The organism is Erwinia sp. V90_4, assembly GCF_029967685.1.
Lineage (GTDB): Bacteria > Pseudomonadota > Gammaproteobacteria > Enterobacterales > Enterobacteriaceae > Erwinia > Erwinia aphidicola.
In genome coordinates, this window is record NZ_JASCAQ010000041.1 from 130,353 (window position 1) to 148,509 (window position 18,157).

Sequence of the window (18,157 nt, forward strand, 5' to 3'; positions counted from 1 at the left end):
TTACGGCCTTGTAGTTGAAATTGAAGCAGTAAACCACTGCTGAATATTACTCATCGCAGCATGCGAGGTATCCAGAATCGGCTGAGGATAAACACCCAGCAGCACCAGCAGGACCACCAGCACCATAATCATCAGGAACTCACGCGCTGACATACCGCGCAGAGGAGTATCTGACTTTGGCGCACCGTAGTAAGCGCGTTGCATCATAATCAGTGAGTAAACCGAAGCAAACACCAGACCGAAGGTCGCGATGACAATGATCACCGGCACCGTCTGGAAGCTGCCCGTCAGGATCATAAACTCCCCGACGAAGTTACCCGTACCCGGCATCCCAAGGTTTGCTACCGCGAAGAACAGCGACAGGCCCGGTAACCATTTGATACGTGCCCACAGGCCCCCCATCTGACGCATATCACGGGTATGCAAACGCTCATACAGCTGACCACAAAGGATGAACAGCGCAGAAGCTGACAGGCCGTGCGCAATCATCTGCACCACCGCGCCCTGGAACGCCAGCTGGCTACCGGTGTAGATAGCAATCAGCACGAAGCCCATGTGGGAGATAGAGGTATAAGCAATCAGGCGCTTGATATCGTACTGCGAGAAAGCCATCCACGCGCCGTAGAAGATGCCGATAATCCCCAGCCACATCGCAATAGGAGCAAACTCGGCCGAAGCATTTGGGAACAGCGGCAGCGCAAAACGCAGCAGACCGTAAGCGGCGGTTTTCAACAGAATACCGGCAAGGTCAACCGAACCTGCCGTGGGTGCCTGGCTATGCGCATCCGGCAGCCAGCCGTGCAGCGGAACCACCGGCATTTTTACCGCGAAGGCGATAAAGAAGCCCAGCATCAGCAGGTATTCAACGCCGTGCGACATTGGCGTTTTCAGCAGTCGTTCGTAGCTGAACGTCCATTCGCCGGTCGCGTTGTAGTGCACAAACACCAGCGCAAGAATCGCAATCAGCATCACCAGGCCGCTGGCCTGGGTATAGATGAAGAACTTGGTCGCGGCAGAAATACGCGTCTTCCCGTCGGAGGCTTTGTGGCCCCACAGCGCGATCAGGAAGTACATCGGCACCAGCATCATCTCCCAGAAGAAGAAGAACAGGAACATGTCCATGGCGAGGAACACGCCGATCACGCCACCGAGGATCCACAGCAGGTTAAGGTGGAAGAAGCCCTGCCATTTCTCGATTTCATTCCACGAGCAGAGGATCGCCATCAGGCCAAGCAACCCGGTCAGCACCACCATCAGCAGCGACAGGCCGTCGAGCGCCAGATGGAATTCAATACCAAAGCGCGGGATCCACGGAACGGAGAACTCAGATTGCCACTGCGGGATCCCCGCAGCCTGAGTCAGTGAATAGCCTCCCTGCAACCACAGCTGCAGCGAAAGCACCAGCGTCAGCCCCATTGCGATCAGTGCGATCCAGCGCGGTAGCTTGGGTCCGAAGCGCTCAAGCTGCCAGCACAGCAAGCCGCCGACAAACGGGATTAATATAAGCCAGGGTAATAACATGGCGATTTGTTCCCTTTATAAGCCTGAATGGGCTATCTTGCTTGCCATTTTTGCCCCCGGCAGTGCTCGCAATGCTCACATACTTCAGTATGCTGCGCTTGCTCTGCGCTGGCGGTGACAAAACTGACTGCGCCGATGACGCCCAACCTTCAGGTAATTTTCAACATTCTTAAACTCAGGACGGGGCCAACCAGCCCCACCCCACTCACGAACCTTTACATCACCATCAGCAGAGCCAGCACCACCACGGCGCCGATGCTCATTGAGGCCAGATACCAGCGCAGGTAGCCGTTTTCGCTGATCACCAGGCCTTTGTTAGCGCCACGCGCCAACAGTGCCGGGATGTTCATCAGGGCATTTAACGGGTCACGCGACAGCAGCCAGGCCACGCCAAGGTAAGGCTTGACGAAGATTTTGTCGTACAGCCAGTCGAAGCCCCAGGCAGCAAACCACCAGGTCGAGAAGAAACGGCCTGGCGCGCTGTTGGCGATCGAGGTCACCAGCGTGCGTTTGCCCAGCCACAGCGCGGCAGCCAGCAGAATGCCGACAATCGCGACTACGCCAGAGGCAATCTCCAGCGTCAGCACGCTGCCGTGCGCCAGTTCAGCGGTATCCGGCAGTACGCCTTTCAGCGGCGGCACAATCATCGCGCCAATAAAGGTTGAGAGAATTAACAGCACGATCAGCGGCAGATGATGAGTAATCCCTTTGCCGGCGTGAGCGTGAATTTGTTCTTTCCCGTGGAAAGTAATGAAGATCATACGGAAGGTGTAGAGCGAGGTCATAAACGCCCCGGCCAGACCGGCAATCATCAGGTTAAGATGACCATTAGCCAGTGCCCCTGCCAGAATCTCATCCTTACTGAAGAAGCCCGCAGTGATCAGCGGCAGAGCAGACAGCGCGGCGCCCCCGACCAGGAAGCAGACATACACCAGTGGGATACTTTTGCGCAGGCCGCCCATTTTGAAGATGTTCTGCTCATGATGGCAGGCAAGGATCACCGAACCCGAGGAGAGGAACAGCAGCGCTTTGAAGAACGCATGCGTCATCAGGTGGAAAATCGCCGCATCCCAGGCCTGAACGCCGAGCGCCAGGAACATATAGCCAATCTGACTCATGGTCGAATAAGCCAATACGCGCTTGATATCGGTCTGCACCAGCGCCGCAAAACCTGCCAGCACCAGCGTCACCGCACCAACGATACCGACCAGATGCAGCACTTCCGGCGTCATCAGGAACAGGCCGTGAGTACGGGCAATCAGATAGACACCTGCGGTGACCATGGTTGCCGCGTGGATCAGTGCAGATACCGGGGTTGGGCCCGCCATCGCATCGGCCAGCCAGGTCTGCAATGGCAGCTGGGCTGATTTACCGACCGCACCACCTAACAGCATCAGGGTTGCCCACATCAGCATATGGTTATCGGCAGCAAAATGTGCCGGCGCCAGCTCGACCATCTCGCGGAAGTTCAGCGTACCCAGCTCGTTGTAAAGAATGAACAACGCAAATGCCAGGAACACGTCACCCACGCGGGTCACGATAAAGGCCTTCATCGCCGCCGCGCCGTTTTTCGCTTCGGTGTAGTAGAAACCGATCAGCAGGTACGAGCAGAGACCCACGCCTTCCCAGCCGAGATACATCAGCATCAGGTTATCGGCCAGTACCAGAACCACCATGCTGGCGATAAACAGGTTGGTATAGGCGAAGAAGCGCGAGTAGCCCTCCTCCCCACGCATGTACCAGGAGGCAAACATATGGATGAAGAAGCCGACACCGGTGACCACAGACAGCATAGTCAGCGACAGCCCATCCAGCGTCAGGCTGACGCTGATGTTGTAGTTACCTACGTGGATCCAGGTCCACAGCAGCTGATTAAATACCTGCTGGCCGTTGGCAAAGAAGTCCATGCCAACATAGAGCGTGACCAGCGCGGCCAGACCGACAGAGCCCATCCCGACGGTAGCGGCCAGATTTTCTGACCAGCGACCACGGGAAAATGCCAGCAGTAAGAAGCCAATCAGCGGAAACAGGATTGTTAAATAGAGAAGGTTCATCCGCGCATCTCACTCACTTTATCAATGTTGAGGGTCTGACTGCGGCGATGCAGCTGCAGCAGCAGCGCCAGGCCAATACTGGCCTCAGCCGCAGCCAGGCTGATTGCCAGGATATACATCACCTGACCGTCTGCCTGACCCCAGTAGCTCCCCGCCACCACAAACGCCAGTGCTGCGGCGTTAATCATGATTTCGAGACCAATCAACATAAACAGCAAGTTACGGCGAATAACCACGCCCGTGAGTCCGAGGACAAACAGAATGGCCGCCAGAATAAGTCCATGCTGCAGAGGGATCATACCTGCTCCTCCTTGTTACTTTTCACTTTGTCCGCCGGGCGGTTGCTCAGCACCTCACCAGAGCGCTGCTCGCGACCGATGTGGAAGGCCACGACCAGGCCTGCCAGCAGCAGCATGGAAGCCAGCTCAACGGCCAGAACATAAGGACCAAACAGGCTGATGCCGACGGCTTTTGCATCGATCATCGTGCCGTCAATGCCCTGGTCATTAATGCTACGGATGGCGTAAACCAGCACCACCAGCAGGACAAACGACAGCACGGCAGGCCCGATCCACATAGAAGGTTGCAGCCAGCGGCGCTCCTGCTCGATCTCCTGGCCGCCAAGGTTCAGCATCATCACCACGAAGACGAACAGCACCATGATGGCACCCGCATACACAATGATCTCCAGCGCACCGGCAAAGTAAGCGCCGAGCGAGAAGAACACACCGGCGACAGCCAGCAGAGAAATAATCAGGTACAGCAACGCATGTACCGGGTCTGTGTGGGTGACAACGCGCAACGTCGCCAGCACCGCTACCAGTCCGCAAAGATAAAACGCAAATTCCATGCCTGGCTCCTTAAGGTAACAAGCCCTTGACGTCGATGGGTTTGGCTTCGTTTTCTGCGTCGCCTTTGTCTTTGCCGTCGATCGCCATACCCGCCATCCGGTAAAAATTGTATTCCGGGTATTTGCCCGGGCCGGAAATCAGCAGGTGTTCTTTTTCATACACCAGATCCTGACGCTTGAACTCACCCAGTTCGAAATCTGGGGTAAGCTGAATCGCAGTGGTCGGGCAAGCCTCTTCACACAGGCCACAGAAGATGCAGCGCGAGAAGTTGATACGGAAGAATTCCGGATACCAGCGGCCGTCGGCCATCTCTGCTTTTTGCAGCGAGATACAGCCCACCGGGCAGGCGACGGCACACAGGTTACAGGCAACGCAGCGTTCCTGGCCGTCCGGATCGCGCGTCAGCACGATACGCCCACGATAACGTGGCGGCAGGTAAACCGGCTCTTCCGGGTACATCATGGTTTCGCGTTTGGCGAAGGCATTCATACCTATCAGCCAGATACTGCGTACGGTTGTCCCGAAACCAACGACAAGGTCTTTTAATGTCATGTTCTTAACCCCTTACTGCGCCGTGTACAGAATCACTGCGGCGGTCGCCAGCAGATTCAACAGCGTCAACGGCAGACAGACTTTCCAGCCGAACGACATCACCTGGTCATAGCGCGGGCGCGGTAACGCAGCACGAATCAGAATGAACATCATCATGAAGAATGCCGTTTTGATGGCAAACCAGAAAATCGGCGGCAGCCACGGACCATACCAGCCACCGAAGAACAGCGTGACGATCAGTGACGATACGGTCACGATACCAACGTATTCACCGACGAAGAACAGGCCGAACTTCATCCCGGCATACTCAATGTGGTAACCGTCGGCCAGTTCCTGCTCGGCTTCTGGCTGGTCAAACGGATGGCGGTGACACACGGCAACACCGGCGATGCAGAAGGTGATAAAGCCCAGGAACTGCGGGATCACGTTCCACAGATGCTGCTGGCTGTTCACAATGTCGACCATGTTGAACGAGCCAGCCTGAGCGACCACGCCCATCAGCGACAGGCCGAGGAACACTTCGTAGCTCAGCGTCTGGGCCGAGGCACGCATCGCACCGAGCAGTGAGTATTTGTTATTACTCGACCAGCCCGCGAACAGCACGGCATACACTGCCAGGCCTGCCATCATCAGGAAGAACAGCAGACCGATGTTCAGGTCCGCGCCCATCCAGGTGGAAGTCACCGGCACAATCGCCATCGCCAGCAGCAGCGAGGTGAAAGCGATCATTGGCGCAAGAGTAAAGATCACGCGGTCGGTGAACGGTGGGATCCAGTCCTCTTTAAAGAACATTTTGATCATATCCGCCACCAGCTGCAGCGAGCCGCCCCAGCCGACACGGTTTGGTCCGTAACGGTTCTGGAACAGCCCGAGCAGGCGACGTTCGCCGAAGCTCATAAACGCGCCGCAGCCCACCACGACAAACAGAATCACTAAGGCTTTTACGACGGCGATAATGACGTCGATAACTTCCGGTGTCAGCCAGCTCATTGTGCAGCCTCCCGCAGATTTTCAATGTCGCTTCCGGCAAGGAACGGTGGAACACCCGGCAAACCAATTGGCAGACCAACCTGCCCTGCCTGCAGGTTGCTGGAGAAGCGCACCGGCAGACGCAGGACTTCACCCTGACAGTTAAATTCCACCGCAGCACCGGCATTGACGCCCAGTTTTGCCGCATCGTCCGGGTTCACCATCACGTAAGCTTCAGGCATACGCTGCTGAATAACCGGAGCGCGCTGCGTCATCTCTTCACTACCAAACAGGTGGAAGTATGGCGCCACGCGCCAGCTTTCGGCGTTACCGCTGAAGGCAGCCGGCACATTTTCGAACCAGCCCAGCTGAGACTCACCCGCTTCGATCAGGCGCACGCCTGGATCGCCGTTACGCAGATGTCCACCCACTTCCGCCTGGAATTTGTTCCATGCCTGCGGTGAGTTCCAGCCTGGAGCCCATGCAAATGGGATCTGCGAGCGCGCAGCGCCCGGCTGGTTGTTCCCTTCCATTGAGAAGGAGAACATGGTGTCTTTGTCCTGCGGCTGACGCGGTTCGTGCACGCTGATATTGGCGCGCATCGCGGTACGTCCACTTGAGCGATGCGGCGAACGCGCCAGTTTCTGACCACGAATACGGAAGCTGGCATCCGGTGCCGCTTGTTTAATTCCGGCCAGCTGCGGCAGTACCGCCACGCAGGCATCTATGACGTGATCGAGCTGGCTCCAGTCCACTTCGCGGCTGTTGATGGTGCTCTGCAGCGAGTGCAGCCAGCGCCAGCTTTCCAGCATCTGAACTTTTTCGTCGTAGTAGGCCGGGTCATAAACCTGGAAGAAACGCTGTGCGCGGCCCTCCTGGTTGACGACGGTGCCGTCGCTTTCGGCGAAGCTGGCGGTAGAGAGGATCAGACCGGCCTTTTCGCTGGTGGCAGTACGCTGGTGATCGAGCACGATCACGTTTGGCGTATTGCTCAGTGCGGCATCCACAGTGGCTTTCGGCAGGTGACGATAGAGATCGTTCTCCAAAATGATCACCGCATCTGCCGCGCCGTTTTCCAACTCGGCCAGGGCGACGTCGAGCGAGTGACCGCCGATCATGCCAAGGCCAACGCTGTTAGTGGCACCCGCAATCAGGGTGATCCCCACATCAGAACCGCGCGCTTTCAGCGCTTTCGCCACGTTGGCGGCGGCCTGAATCATCGCTTCACTGCCGGAGTGAGTGCCGGAAATAATCAGCGGTTTTTTCGCACCGGCCAGCGCCTGCACGATCACATCGATTTTGCCCGCCAGTGATTTATCGAGATCGCTGACTGCCGGTGCGCTGGCGTCCAGCTCATGGGCGATGGCAAAACCTAAGCGTGCCTGATCGTCAACCGGGGCGCGATAGCTCCAGGCGGCGATATCATCCAGGCGGGTTTCATCCACGTTAGTGACGAACAGAGGATGTTTGGCGTTCTGACCGATATTGAGAATCGCAGCAATCTGCCAGTCCGCGACTTTCTGTGCGGCGGCCATTTCACGCGATTTGCCCTTCACGGCCTGACGCACGGAGAGCGCAACGCGCGCCCCGGTCTGAGTCAGATCTTCACCCAGCACCAGCACCGCATCGTAGCTCTCAATATCACGCAGCGCCGGGGTGTGAATGCCGCTGTCGCGCAGCACGTTAAGCATCAGCTCAAGACGCGCCTGCTCGCCCGCCGCGATACCGGTAGAGAAGTTTTCTGCTCCCACCAGCTCGCGCAGGGCGAAGTTGCTCTCCACGCTGGCGCGCGGTGAACCGATGCCGATCACTTTCTTCGCCTGGCGCAGCACATCTGCGGCTCCCTGCATCGCCTGCTCAGCGTTGAGCGCGATCCAGTCGTCGCCGCGGCGCTGCATTGGCTGGCGCGGGCGATCTTTCAGGTTAACGTAGCCATAGCCGAAACGGCCACGGTCGCACAGGAAGTAGTGGTTTACCGTACCGTTATAGCGGTTTTCGATGCGGCGCAGTTCACCGTAGCGCTCGCCCGGGCTGGTGTTACAGCCGATGCTGCACTGCTGGCAGATGCTTGGCGCAAACTGCATATCCCACTTACGGTTATAACGCTCGGAGTGAGTTTTGTCGGTGAACACGCCGGTCGGGCAGATTTCTACCAGGTTTCCGGAGAATTCACTCTCCAGCACGCCATCTTCCGGGCGGCCAAAGTAGACGTTGTCATGCGCACCGTAAACGCCGAGGTCTGTACCATCGGCATAATCTTTGTAGTAGCGCACGCAGCGATAACAGGCGATACAGCGGTTCATCTCATGGGAGATAAACGGACCGAGATCCTGATTGCGGTGAGTACGCTTGGTGAAGCGATAACGGCGGAAACTGTGGCCGGTCATCACTGTCATATCCTGCAGGTGACAGTTACCGCCCTCTTCACAGACCGGACAGTCGTGCGGGTGGTTAGTCATTAACCACTCCACCACGCTTTCGCGGAACTCTTTCGCTTCCCCATCATCAATGGAGATGAACGTGCCATCGGACGCCGGGGTCATGCAGGACATAACCAGGCGGCCACGGGTGTCTTCGGCATTTTGGAACTGCTTTACCGCACACTGGCGGCAGGCACCGACGCTACCGAGCGCCGGGTGCCAGCAGAAATAAGGAATATCAAGGCCGAGGGAGAGACATGCCTGCAACAGGTTGTCTGCACCATCAACATCATATTCTTTACCGTCTACATGAATTGTAGCCATAGTGAACATGCTTCCGTAAGGCCCGTGCGAACACGGGCGTTAAACTTTGCTTACCAGCGCGCCTTTAACAGGTTTGGCTGGATGCCGCTAATCGCGTGTGCGTTGCTGTATACCTGGGGTGCCATTCCCGCTTCAAACTCTTCGCGGAAGTATTTAATGGCACTTTGCAGTGGCTCTACTGCACCCGGCGCATGCGCACAGAATGTTTTACCCGGGCCAAGCTGGCGGCAGAGCTGCAGCAGGGTTTCGATATCCCCTGGCTGCCCCTGCTTGTTCTCCAGCGCGCGCAGAATTTTAACGCTCCACGGCAGGCCGTCACGGCAGGGTGTACACCAGCCGCAGGATTCACGGGCGAAGAACTCTTCCAGATTGCGCACCAGCGACACCATGTTGATCTCGTGGTCAACAGCCATTGCAAGCGCCGTACCCAGACGGCTACCGGCTTTACCAATGCTGGCAAATTCCATTGGCAGGTCGAGGTGGGATTCGGTCAGGAAGTCAGTCCCTGCGCCACCCGGCTGCCAGGCTTTGAATTTCAGGCCGTCGCGCATGCCACCGGCATACTCTTCCAGAATTTCGCGGGCGGTGGTGCCAAACGGCAGTTCCCAGACGCCAGGATTTTTCACCCTGCCGGAGAAGCCCATCATTTTGGTGCCGGTATCTTCACTGGTGGAAATGCCTTTGTACCAGTCAACGCCATTAGCAATGATGGCCGGCACGTTGGAGAGCGTCTCAACGTTATTCACGCAGGTCGGCTTGCCCCAGGCACCCGCTGATGCCGGGAAGGGCGGCTTGGAGCGCGGGTTAGCGCGGCGCCCTTCCAGGGAGTTAATCAGCGCGGTCTCTTCACCACAGATATAGCGACCAGCGCCGGTGTGCACGATCAGCTCAAAGTCGAAGCCCGACCCGAGGATATTTTTACCCAACAGACCCGCTTCGGTTGCTTCCGCGATGGCGCGGCGCAGGTTAGCGGCCGCTTCAATATATTCGCCACGCAGGAAGATATAGCCACGATAGGTTTTCAGCGCGAAAGCGGCGATCAGCATGCCTTCCACCAGCTGGTGCGGCATCTGCTCCATCAGCAGGCGGTCTTTATAGGTGCCTGGCTCCATTTCATCGGCGTTACACAGCAGGTAACGGATGTTCATGGATTCGTCTTTCGGCATCAGGCTCCACTTTAAGCCCGTGGAGAAGCCTGCACCGCCGCGCCCTTTCAGGCCAGAGTCTTTAACCTGCGCGACAATCTCTTCCGGCGCCATGGATTTCAGGGCTTTCTCAGCACCGGCATAGCCATTCTTACTGCGATATTCCTCAAGAAATACCGGCTGTTTGTCTTCACGCATGCGCCAGGTCAGCGGATGCATTTCGGCAGTACGCACGATCTGTCTCATTGATACTGCTCCAGTAAGTTGGCGATGCCTTCCGGCGTCAGATGAACGTGAGTGTCTTCATCCACCATCATCACCGGCCCTTTGTCGCAGTTACCCAGGCAACAGGTCGGCAGCAGCGTGAAGCGGCCATCAGCCGTGGTCTGGCCCGGCTTGATGTTCAGATTGGTTTCCAGCGCGGCCTGAATGCCCTGGAAGCCAGTGATGTGGCACACCACGCTGTCGCAGTAGCGGATCACATGGCGGCCAACCGGCGTGCGGTAGATCTGGCTGTAGAATGTTGCCACCCCTTCCACATCGCTGGCCGGAATGCCCAGCACGCCCGCAATGGCGTTGATCGCGCCGTCAGGCACCCAGCCGCGATGCTTCTGAACAATTTTCAGCGCTTCAATTGAAGCGGCACGCGCATCTTCGTAATGGTGCTTTTCATGCTCGATGGCGTCGCGCTCGGTGGCACTCAGCACAAAAGCCCCGGATTCATCGATCGTTTCGATCGCAATTCTTTGATCGTGCATAATTAGCGGTCCACGTCTGACATAACAAAATCGATACTACCGAGGTATACGATCAGGTCGGATACCAGGCTGCCGTTGATCACTGAAGGGATCTGCTGCAGGTGCGGGAAGCTAGGCGTACGCACGCGGGTGCGATAGCTCATGGTGCTGCCGTCGCTGGTCAGGTAGTAACTGTTAATCCCTTTGGTCGCTTCAATCATCTGGAAGGACTCATTGGCCGGCATCACCGGGCCCCATGAAACCTGCAGGAAGTGAGTGATCAGGGTTTCGATATGCTGCAGCGTGCGCTCTTTTGGTGGCGGCGTGGTCAGCGGATGGTCAGCCTTGAACGGGCCTTCCGGCATGTTCTTCAGGCACTGTTCAAGGATGCGCATACTCTGACGCATCTCTTCCATCTTCAGCATCACGCGGCTGTAAGCACAGCTGACCCCGTCACCGATTGGAATGTCGAAATCGAAGTTTTCATAACCGGAGTAAGGGCGCCATTTACGCACGTCAAAGTCGAGACCCGTCGCGCGCAGACCTGCGCCGGTGGTACCCCAGGCCAGTGCCTCTTCCATGTTGTAGGCAGAAACACCTTTCGAACGGGCAATCAGCACGGAGTTTTTCAACGCGGTCTGTTCGTAGGATTTCAGACGTTTTGGCAACCAGTCCAGCAGCTCGCGCAGCAGGCGCTCCCAGCCTTTCGGCAGGTCATGCGCCACGCCGCCGATGCGGAACCAGGCCGGGTGCATACGGAAACCAGTAATGGCTTCCACCACGTCATAAATTTTCTGGCGATCGGTAAAGGCAAAGAACACCGGAGACATCGCACCGACGTCCTGAATAAACGTTGAGATGTAGAGCAGGTGGCTGTTTATACGGAACAGCTCTGAAAGCATCACGCGGATGACATCCACGCGCTCTGGCACTTTGATACCGGCCAGTTTCTCAACCGCTAACACGTACGGCATTTCATTTACGCAGCCGCCAAGATACTCGATGCGGTCGGTGTAAGGAATGTAGCTGTGCCAGGATTGACGCTCGCCCATCTTCTCCGCACCGCGATGGTGGTAACCGATATCCGGCACGCAGTCGACGATCTCTTCGCCGTCCAGCTGCAGGATAATACGGAACGCACCGTGCGCCGACGGGTGGTTCGGGCCGAGGTTGAGGAACATAAAGTCCTCATTGTTGGTGCTGCGCTTCATGCCCCAGTCTTCAGGCTTGAAGGTGAGCGATTCCATCTCCAGATCTTCTTTCTGCTTGGTCAGCTCGAAAGGATCGAATTCGGTCGCACGCGCCGGATAATCTTTGCGCAGCGGGTGCCCTTCCCACGTCTGCGGCATCATGATGCGCGTCAGGTGCGGGTGGCCCTCAATATTGATACCAAACATCTCCCAGGTTTCACGCTCATACCAGTTGGCATTCGGGAAGATTTTGGTGATGGTCGGCACATTCAAATCGTTTTCAGACAACGCCACCTTGAGCATGATATCGCGATTGCGTTCAATGGAGATGAAGTGGTAGAAAACGGAAAAATCCGCCGCGGGTAAACCCGCACGGTGAGTACGCAGACGCTCGTCCATGCCATGCAGGTCATACAGCATCACATAGGGTTTTGGCAGCTTGCGCAGGAAATGGATAATCTCAAGCAGCTGCTCACGTTTCACCCAGACTACCGGAATGCCGGTACGGGTTGCTTGCACAGTAAAGGCATCAGGCCCAAAACGATTACGCAGCTCGCCGATCACCGGGTCATCCTGGTGATCTCGGGTTTGCCATAACGGCTGAGCGAGATCTTGCGTGGTTAAATCTGTCATAAGTGGTTCACCATTCTGGCCTGTTATCCAGGCGCTCAGTGTTGGCGTCAGGTGGGTCGGCGCACGTTACATTGTGTTTTTTTTGCGCTGTTGCTGACCACATCCATAAACTGCTGTTTTTAAATTTCGTCAGGCGTGCGCAGATTAGTCACGGCGATACGCTCGGCATTCTTTCTGTCGCGCTCCGACTGCATATTGGCGCGATACACGCCCTGATCGCTGACGACCCACGACAGCGGGCGGCGCTCTTTGCCAATCGACTCCTGCAGCAGCAGCAGTGCCTGCATATAGGCTTCAGGACGCGGCGGGCAACCTGGGATATACACGTCAACCGGCAGGAACTTGTCCACACCCTGCACCACAGAATAGATATCGTACATACCGCCGGAGTTCGCGCAGGCACCCATTGAGATCACCCATTTTGGTTCCAGCATCTGGTCATACAGGCGCTGAACAACCGGAGCCATCTTGGTGAAACAGGTTCCCGCTACCACCATAAAGTCAGCCTGGCGAGGCGAAGCACGAATAACTTCCGACCCGAATCGCGCCACGTCATGTACCGCCGTAAACGAGGTAGTCATTTCGACGTAGCAACAAGAAAGGCCGAAGTTAAACGGCCAAAGGGAGTTCTTACGACCCCAGTTCACCATGTCATGCAGAGCGTGTTCCAACTTGCCCATATAGACGTTTTGATGAACGTGCTTTTCCAGGGGATCGGTAACAATCTCCTGTTTTTGCAGGGGGTAACGGTCGTTCTCACCGTTCGGGTCTATGCGGGTGAGCGTATAGTCCATGTGTTTTTGCCTCGCTGTTACTGCTTGTGACGGTTGGCGTGCGAGATGGTGGTTGGTTTGACGTCAAACTGACGACGGGCAGGAGCCCAATCCAGCGCGCCAATGCGAACCAGATAAAACAGACCAGCTAGCAGAACCAAAATGAAAATAGCGGCTTCCACAAAGCCGACCCAACCGCTTTCGCGAATCGCCGTCGACCATGCGTAGAGATAGAGGGCTTCAACGTCGAAGATGACGAAGAACATGGCAACCAGGTAAAACTTGGCAGACAGGCGCAGTTTAGCGCTGCCCACCGAAGCAATACCGGATTCAAAAGGTGTATTTGTATGCCTTCCACGGGCTTTTCCGCCCAGGAACCATGCTCCGGCCAGCATTGCGCAGCAAAGGCCAATAGAGACGATTAGGAAAACAGCGAATGCCCAATGATGGGCGACGACTTCTGTGGTTGTTGACATACTCTTGCTTACTCACCAAAAGTGGCGTTTCGCGTCCTGCTCTGATAATTGGCAGTTAACACACCACATCGATTCAAGGGAAGAATGAAAAACCTGATAAATCTTACTGTCTTTCGCGATTAGGCAGTAATTTTATGTGGTTTTTTACTCCTTTAACTAACCTTTTGTCAACTTTGACAAAACTATCCGCACATTAATTTACACCCACAACACGAATTTAACATATGATGCTCAATAAGTGAGCTAAATCGAGTCAGTAGCATCATGTGAAGTTAGTGTAGCGGCTAAAACCTTGTTTGGATCGGGTATTTAACAACGCCTATTTTGGCAGGATTCACCCGGTTTTCCTGCCCCTTATTGGGGTTATTTTTTTGATCCAGAACACACTTTGGGGTTTTATGCCGGTAAAACAGGCAACTTTTTTTAAGCAGAATCAATTCACTGATCGGACCAGAGTGGAGCGTGAGGGAGGATTTTTAGGTTTTAAGCTGAATGGGCGCTTTTTAACGCGCCTAGCCGGATTAATGCCAAAAAATGGCCTGAGCTGGCATATAAATTTGCAACAAAAAGGCCCTTCAGCTTAATTTCTAACTGAAAGGCCTTTTTTAACCACTCATTTCGAAAACAATCGACTTTTAATGATAAAAGTAATCGTTTGCGTTTGGACGGTTATTCATCTTCGTCGGCGAAGCCTGCGGCGCTCTGCCCTGCAGTGATCAGGTTGTACGGATCGTTGCTGGACTCCATCGCGTTGAAGATTGCCAGCGCCAGCTCGTTATCGCTGTCCGGATTACGGCACAGCAGATACTCGGTATCCGGCAGCATTGGCAGGCCTTCTGCAGCCCCCATTACGCGCAGCTCCGGGCTCATCATCTCCACCGGGCGCGCAGTCACACCTAAGCCCGCTTTCACCGCAGCACGTACCGCAGCCAGCGTAGAGGCCACGTACGATATACGCCACGGGATGCCCGCTTCGTTAAGGTGATCGATCGCCATGTCGCGGTATGGGCTTGGCTCATCCAGCAGCACCAGAGGAATCGCTTCCCCACGCTGGAAGATGTAATCAGCCGCGCAGTACCACAGGGTCGGCGACGTACGCAGTACCTGCCAGGTGAAATTCATCGGGCTGGAGGTGGTCACCACCAGGTCAACTTCGCCCTGGTTAAGCATTTCCATCATAAATGGATTGCGCTTCACGCGAACGTCGATGGCCAGTTTCGGGTATACCGAGGTCACACGATTGAGCAGGAACGGTAAAATGGTATCAGAAGTATCATCGGAGGCACCGATGGTGAGCACCCCCTGAATGTTGCTGTACATCAGAGAAGTACAGGCTTCATCGTTGAAGCGCAGTATCTTTCTGGCGTAGCCCAACAGCTGAATACCATGTTCCGTCAATAACTTGTTGCGTCCATGCCTGGCAAACAGCTCTTTGCCTACCAATTGCTCCAGACGCTGCATCTGCTGGCTCACGGCGGACTGCGTTCTGCACACGGCGGCCGCAGCAGCGGCAAAAGTGTTCAGGTCGGCAACAGCCACGAAAGTTCTCAGCAGATCGAGGTCGAGATTAAGTATCGGACGATTTGCACTAGTCATGTTTTTCTTCACTTTATAAGTTTTTTACAAACAGCTACCCTGGTGTTATTACCTGTCTTATCAAAGGGATAAGACGATAACAATTGCGTAATGGCTACAGTGTTTAGCAATTAAAAATTACCCGATGCATTACTTACATTTGCAGACGATAAAGACTCTTCACCTCCAGCCGTCGATCCCGCTTGAGCCAGGATTTACTGCCAGAGTTAAATAGGTTCTTCCGTCTGATACATCACTAATGCACGCTGCACTAACCCATAAGTTGCAGGAAGCCGCGTCGTTATAGTTAATTAACACCGACGAAACTCAAAAAAGGATGAGTTGTGGTGCCGCAAGTCTAAAACAACCATTGAAAATTGAATTGCCAGATCGCTGTAGTTACAGCGCAAAATGTTAAGTACAACTTACTATTTAGGGTAATAAAAAGCGTTTTTTTATCACCCGGAGTACCTGCACGCACGGTGCAAAGTCTCCTGAGCATTATCCTGACATACTGTCGTTTACTTTTTAAGCCCAAAAGCAATTAAACTTATCACTAAAGCAAGATTTTATCGGCGACAGCACGCAATACCGGGCCTGGCCCTAAAAAATTTATCGTCACACGGGTAGCTTCAAGTTGCGATCCTTCTCTCCCCCCTCACCCCTCAGATGCTGCCTATTCTTCAGCTATCGCCCCGACTGATTAAAAAACAGACAGTGAAATAAGTTTATCTTCACAGTTTCTTAAAGCATCAGTACACCGTTTTTTACTGAATCAGCTAACAGAGTCCCTTTAGTGGAACGACTAATCATGCAGGCGCTTGACAGCGTAGAATCATTGCGCAGATGTTAGTATCGGATTACACCCTTTATGCAGCATGAAATATCAGAATATTCGACCCTGACGCGCCCCCCTGCCAGCTGAGTGAAAAAACATCCTTTAACTCACCAAAGCCCGCTGTCGCCCTTCAAAAGCTCAGAGGAGAGGAGTACATTGTGCAATGTTTAGTTTTCCACGGCAGGAACGCAGTTCTGCCAGTCAAGGCGACAAAAATGACCCCAATTGATAAATCCAGCAAACTGGATAATGTGTGTTACGACATTCGCGGCCCGGTGCTGAAAGAAGCTAAGCGCCTCGAAGAAGAAGGTAATAAAGTCCTCAAGCTGAACATCGGCAACCCGGCGCCGTTTGGTTTTGAAGCCCCCGATGAGATTCTGGTGGATGTGATCCGCAATCTGCCAAGCGCTCAGGGCTACTGCGATTCCAAAGGGTTGTACTCGGCGCGTAAAGCGATCATGCAGCACTACCAGGCACGCGGCATGCGTGATATCACCGTTGAAGATATCTACATCGGCAACGGCGTCTCTGAACTGATCGTACAGTCGATGCAGGCCTTGCTGAATACCGGTGACGAAATGCTGGTTCCGGCGCCGGATTATCCGCTGTGGACTGCGGCCGTCTCGCTTTCGGGTGGCAAAGCCGTTCACTACCTGTGTGATGAGTCCGCAGGCTGGTTCCCGGACCTTGATGATATCCGCAGCAAAATCACCCCGCGCACCCGCGGCATTGTGATTATCAACCCCAATAATCCGACCGGTGCCGTTTACAGCAAAGAGCTGCTGATGGAAGTGGTCGAGCTGGCGCGTCAGCACAACCTGATTATTTTCGCCGACGAAATCTACGACAAAATCCTTTACGATGCCGCACAGCACCACTCTATTGCGGCGCTGGCGCCGGACCTGCTGACAATCACCTTTAACGGTCTGTCTAAAACCTATCGCGTCGCGGGCTTCCGCCAGGGCTGGATGGTCCTCAACGGGCCGAAGAAGCACGCCAAAGGCTATATTGAAGGTCTGGAGATGCTGGCCTCCATGCGCCTGTGCGCCAACGTTCCGGCACAGCACGCCATTCAGACCGCGCTGGGTGGCTATCAGAGCATCAGCGAATTTATCCAGCCTGGCGGCCGCCTCTATGAGCAGCGCAACCGGGCATGGGAGCTGATTAATGACATTCCGGGCGTGAGCTGCGTGAAGCCAGACGGCGCGCTGTATATGTTCCCGAAAATTGACAGCAAGAAGTTCAATATTCACGATGACCAGAAGATGGTGCTCGACTTCCTGCTGCAGGAAAAAGTGCTGCTGGTTCAGGGCACCGCCTTTAACTGGCCGTGGCCGGATCACGTGCGCATTGTCACGCTGCCGCGCGTTGATGAACTGGATATGGCGATTAACAAGTTTGGTCGTTTCCTCAGTGGCTACCGCCAGCTGTAATGTTCTCCCCAAAGAGCGGCTCAGGCCGCTCTTTGCATTTTGTACCAGGGAAAATAATCATGACCCAAAGCCACTTCTTCGCCCACCTCTCCCGCCTGAAGTTAATCAACCGCTGGCCGCTGATGCGCAACGTGCGCACGGAGAACGTTTCCGAACACAGCCTGCAGGTAGCGATGGTTGCCCATGCGCTGGCGGTCATTAAGAACAAAAAGTTTAATGGCAATCTCAATGCTGAACGCATCGCCATGATGGCGATGTATCACGATGCCAGCGAAGTACTGACCGGCGATCTCCCCACCCCGGTGAAGTATTACAATGCGCAGATCGCCCACGAATATAAGAAAATCGAAAAGATAGCCCAGCGGAAGCTGATTGAGATGCTGCCGGAGGAGCTGCGCTCCGCCTATGCTCCGCTGATTGACGAGCATCAGCACAGCGAAGCGGAAACGGCGGTGGTGAAGCAGGCCGACGCGCTCTGTGCCTATCTGAAGTGTCTCGAAGAGCTGTCGGCGGGCAATAATGAGTTTCTGCTGGCCAAAGCGCGCCTGGAAAAGACGCTGGCACAGCGCCACAGCCCGGAGATGGACTACTTTGTAGAGGTATTTGTTCCGAGCTTTAGCCTGTCGCTGGATGAGATCAGTCAGGATTCGCTGTAACCAGCAGGGC

General features: G+C 55.1%; 16 protein-coding genes. 3 read left to right on the forward strand and 13 right to left on the reverse strand.

The annotated features are described in order from the left end of the window. The 12 genes from nuoM to QLG07_RS08290 form a co-directional block, all read right to left on the reverse strand. Positions 1–1,521 (reverse strand): NADH-quinone oxidoreductase subunit M, encoded by a 1,521-nt coding sequence (nuoM, locus tag QLG07_RS08235; protein WP_048915459.1) that lies wholly within the window; start codon positions 1,519–1,521, stop codon positions 1–3. A gap of 215 nt (positions 1,522–1,736) precedes the next feature. After that, positions 1,737–3,575, reverse strand: coding sequence for an NADH-quinone oxidoreductase subunit L (gene nuoL / locus QLG07_RS08240; RefSeq protein WP_048915458.1), 1,839 nt, complete (start codon positions 3,573–3,575; stop codon positions 1,737–1,739). After that, positions 3,572–3,874 (reverse strand): NADH-quinone oxidoreductase subunit NuoK, encoded by a 303-nt coding sequence (nuoK, locus tag QLG07_RS08245; protein WP_048915457.1) that lies wholly within the window; start codon positions 3,872–3,874, stop codon positions 3,572–3,574. Before nuoK ends, nuoL begins: the two co-directional genes overlap by 4 nt. Continuing rightward, positions 3,871–4,425 (reverse strand): NADH-quinone oxidoreductase subunit J, encoded by a 555-nt coding sequence (nuoJ, locus tag QLG07_RS08250; protein ID WP_282468981.1) that lies wholly within the window; start codon positions 4,423–4,425, stop codon positions 3,871–3,873. Before nuoJ ends, nuoK begins: the two co-directional genes overlap by 4 nt. A gap of 10 nt (positions 4,426–4,435) precedes the next feature. After that, positions 4,436–4,978 carry an NADH-quinone oxidoreductase subunit NuoI gene (gene nuoI, locus QLG07_RS08255; protein WP_048915455.1) on the reverse strand — a complete coding sequence of 181 codons (543 nt, stop codon included), beginning with the start codon at positions 4,976–4,978 and terminating at the stop codon, positions 4,436–4,438. Positions 4,979–4,990: 12 nt separating this feature from the next. After that, positions 4,991–5,968: an NADH-quinone oxidoreductase subunit NuoH gene (gene nuoH / locus QLG07_RS08260; protein WP_048915454.1), complete on the reverse strand. Its 978-nt coding sequence runs from the start codon at positions 5,966–5,968 to the stop codon at positions 4,991–4,993. After that, positions 5,965–8,691 carry an NADH-quinone oxidoreductase subunit NuoG gene (gene nuoG / locus QLG07_RS08265; protein WP_048915453.1) on the reverse strand — a complete coding sequence of 909 codons (2,727 nt, stop codon included), beginning with the start codon at positions 8,689–8,691 and terminating at the stop codon, positions 5,965–5,967. Before nuoG ends, nuoH begins: the two co-directional genes overlap by 4 nt. Positions 8,692–8,741: 50 nt before the next feature. Continuing rightward, complete coding sequence (gene nuoF / locus QLG07_RS08270) at positions 8,742–10,082, reverse strand: NADH-quinone oxidoreductase subunit NuoF (RefSeq protein WP_048915452.1); 1,341 nt, start codon at positions 10,080–10,082, stop codon at positions 8,742–8,744. Continuing rightward, complete coding sequence (gene nuoE, locus QLG07_RS08275) at positions 10,079–10,594, reverse strand: NADH-quinone oxidoreductase subunit NuoE (RefSeq protein WP_048915451.1); 516 nt, start codon at positions 10,592–10,594, stop codon at positions 10,079–10,081. The genes nuoF and nuoE overlap by 4 nt, the downstream gene beginning before the upstream one ends. 2 nt (positions 10,595–10,596) lie before the next feature. Next, positions 10,597–12,396, reverse strand: a complete 1,800-nt coding sequence (gene nuoC / locus QLG07_RS08280; RefSeq protein ID WP_099754448.1) for an NADH-quinone oxidoreductase subunit C/D — start codon at positions 12,394–12,396, stop codon at positions 10,597–10,599. Positions 12,397–12,515: 119 nt separating this feature from the next. Continuing rightward, a complete protein-coding gene (locus tag QLG07_RS08285; RefSeq protein WP_048915449.1) occupies positions 12,516–13,190 on the reverse strand; it encodes an NADH-quinone oxidoreductase subunit B in 675 nt (224 codons plus the stop codon). Positions 13,191–13,207: 17 nt separating this feature from the next. Next, positions 13,208–13,645 carry an NADH-quinone oxidoreductase subunit A gene (locus tag QLG07_RS08290; protein WP_048915448.1) on the reverse strand — a complete coding sequence of 146 codons (438 nt, stop codon included), beginning with the start codon at positions 13,643–13,645 and terminating at the stop codon, positions 13,208–13,210. A 371-nt stretch (positions 13,646–14,016) separates the two neighbouring features. Here QLG07_RS08290 and QLG07_RS08295 point away from each other — a divergent pair, with 371 nt between their 5' ends. After that, positions 14,017–14,229, forward strand: coding sequence for a hypothetical protein (locus tag QLG07_RS08295; RefSeq protein WP_282468982.1), 213 nt, complete (start codon positions 14,017–14,019; stop codon positions 14,227–14,229). Between the two features lie 85 nt (positions 14,230–14,314). On the opposite strand, the gene lrhA is transcribed toward QLG07_RS08295, so the two are convergent. Continuing rightward, on the reverse strand, positions 14,315–15,241 hold the full coding sequence (lrhA, locus tag QLG07_RS08300; protein WP_048915447.1) for a transcriptional regulator LrhA: 927 nt from the start codon (positions 15,239–15,241) through the stop codon (positions 14,315–14,317). Between the two features lie 1,032 nt (positions 15,242–16,273). On the opposite strand from lrhA, the gene QLG07_RS08305 reads away from it, so the two are divergent. Beyond that, positions 16,274–17,491, forward strand: coding sequence for a pyridoxal phosphate-dependent aminotransferase (locus QLG07_RS08305; RefSeq protein ID WP_133623204.1), 1,218 nt, complete (start codon positions 16,274–16,276; stop codon positions 17,489–17,491). A 59-nt stretch (positions 17,492–17,550) separates the two neighbouring features. Further along, positions 17,551–18,147, forward strand: a complete 597-nt coding sequence (yfbR, locus tag QLG07_RS08310; RefSeq protein ID WP_048915445.1) for a 5'-deoxynucleotidase — start codon at positions 17,551–17,553, stop codon at positions 18,145–18,147. Positions 18,148–18,157 lie beyond the last annotated feature (10 nt).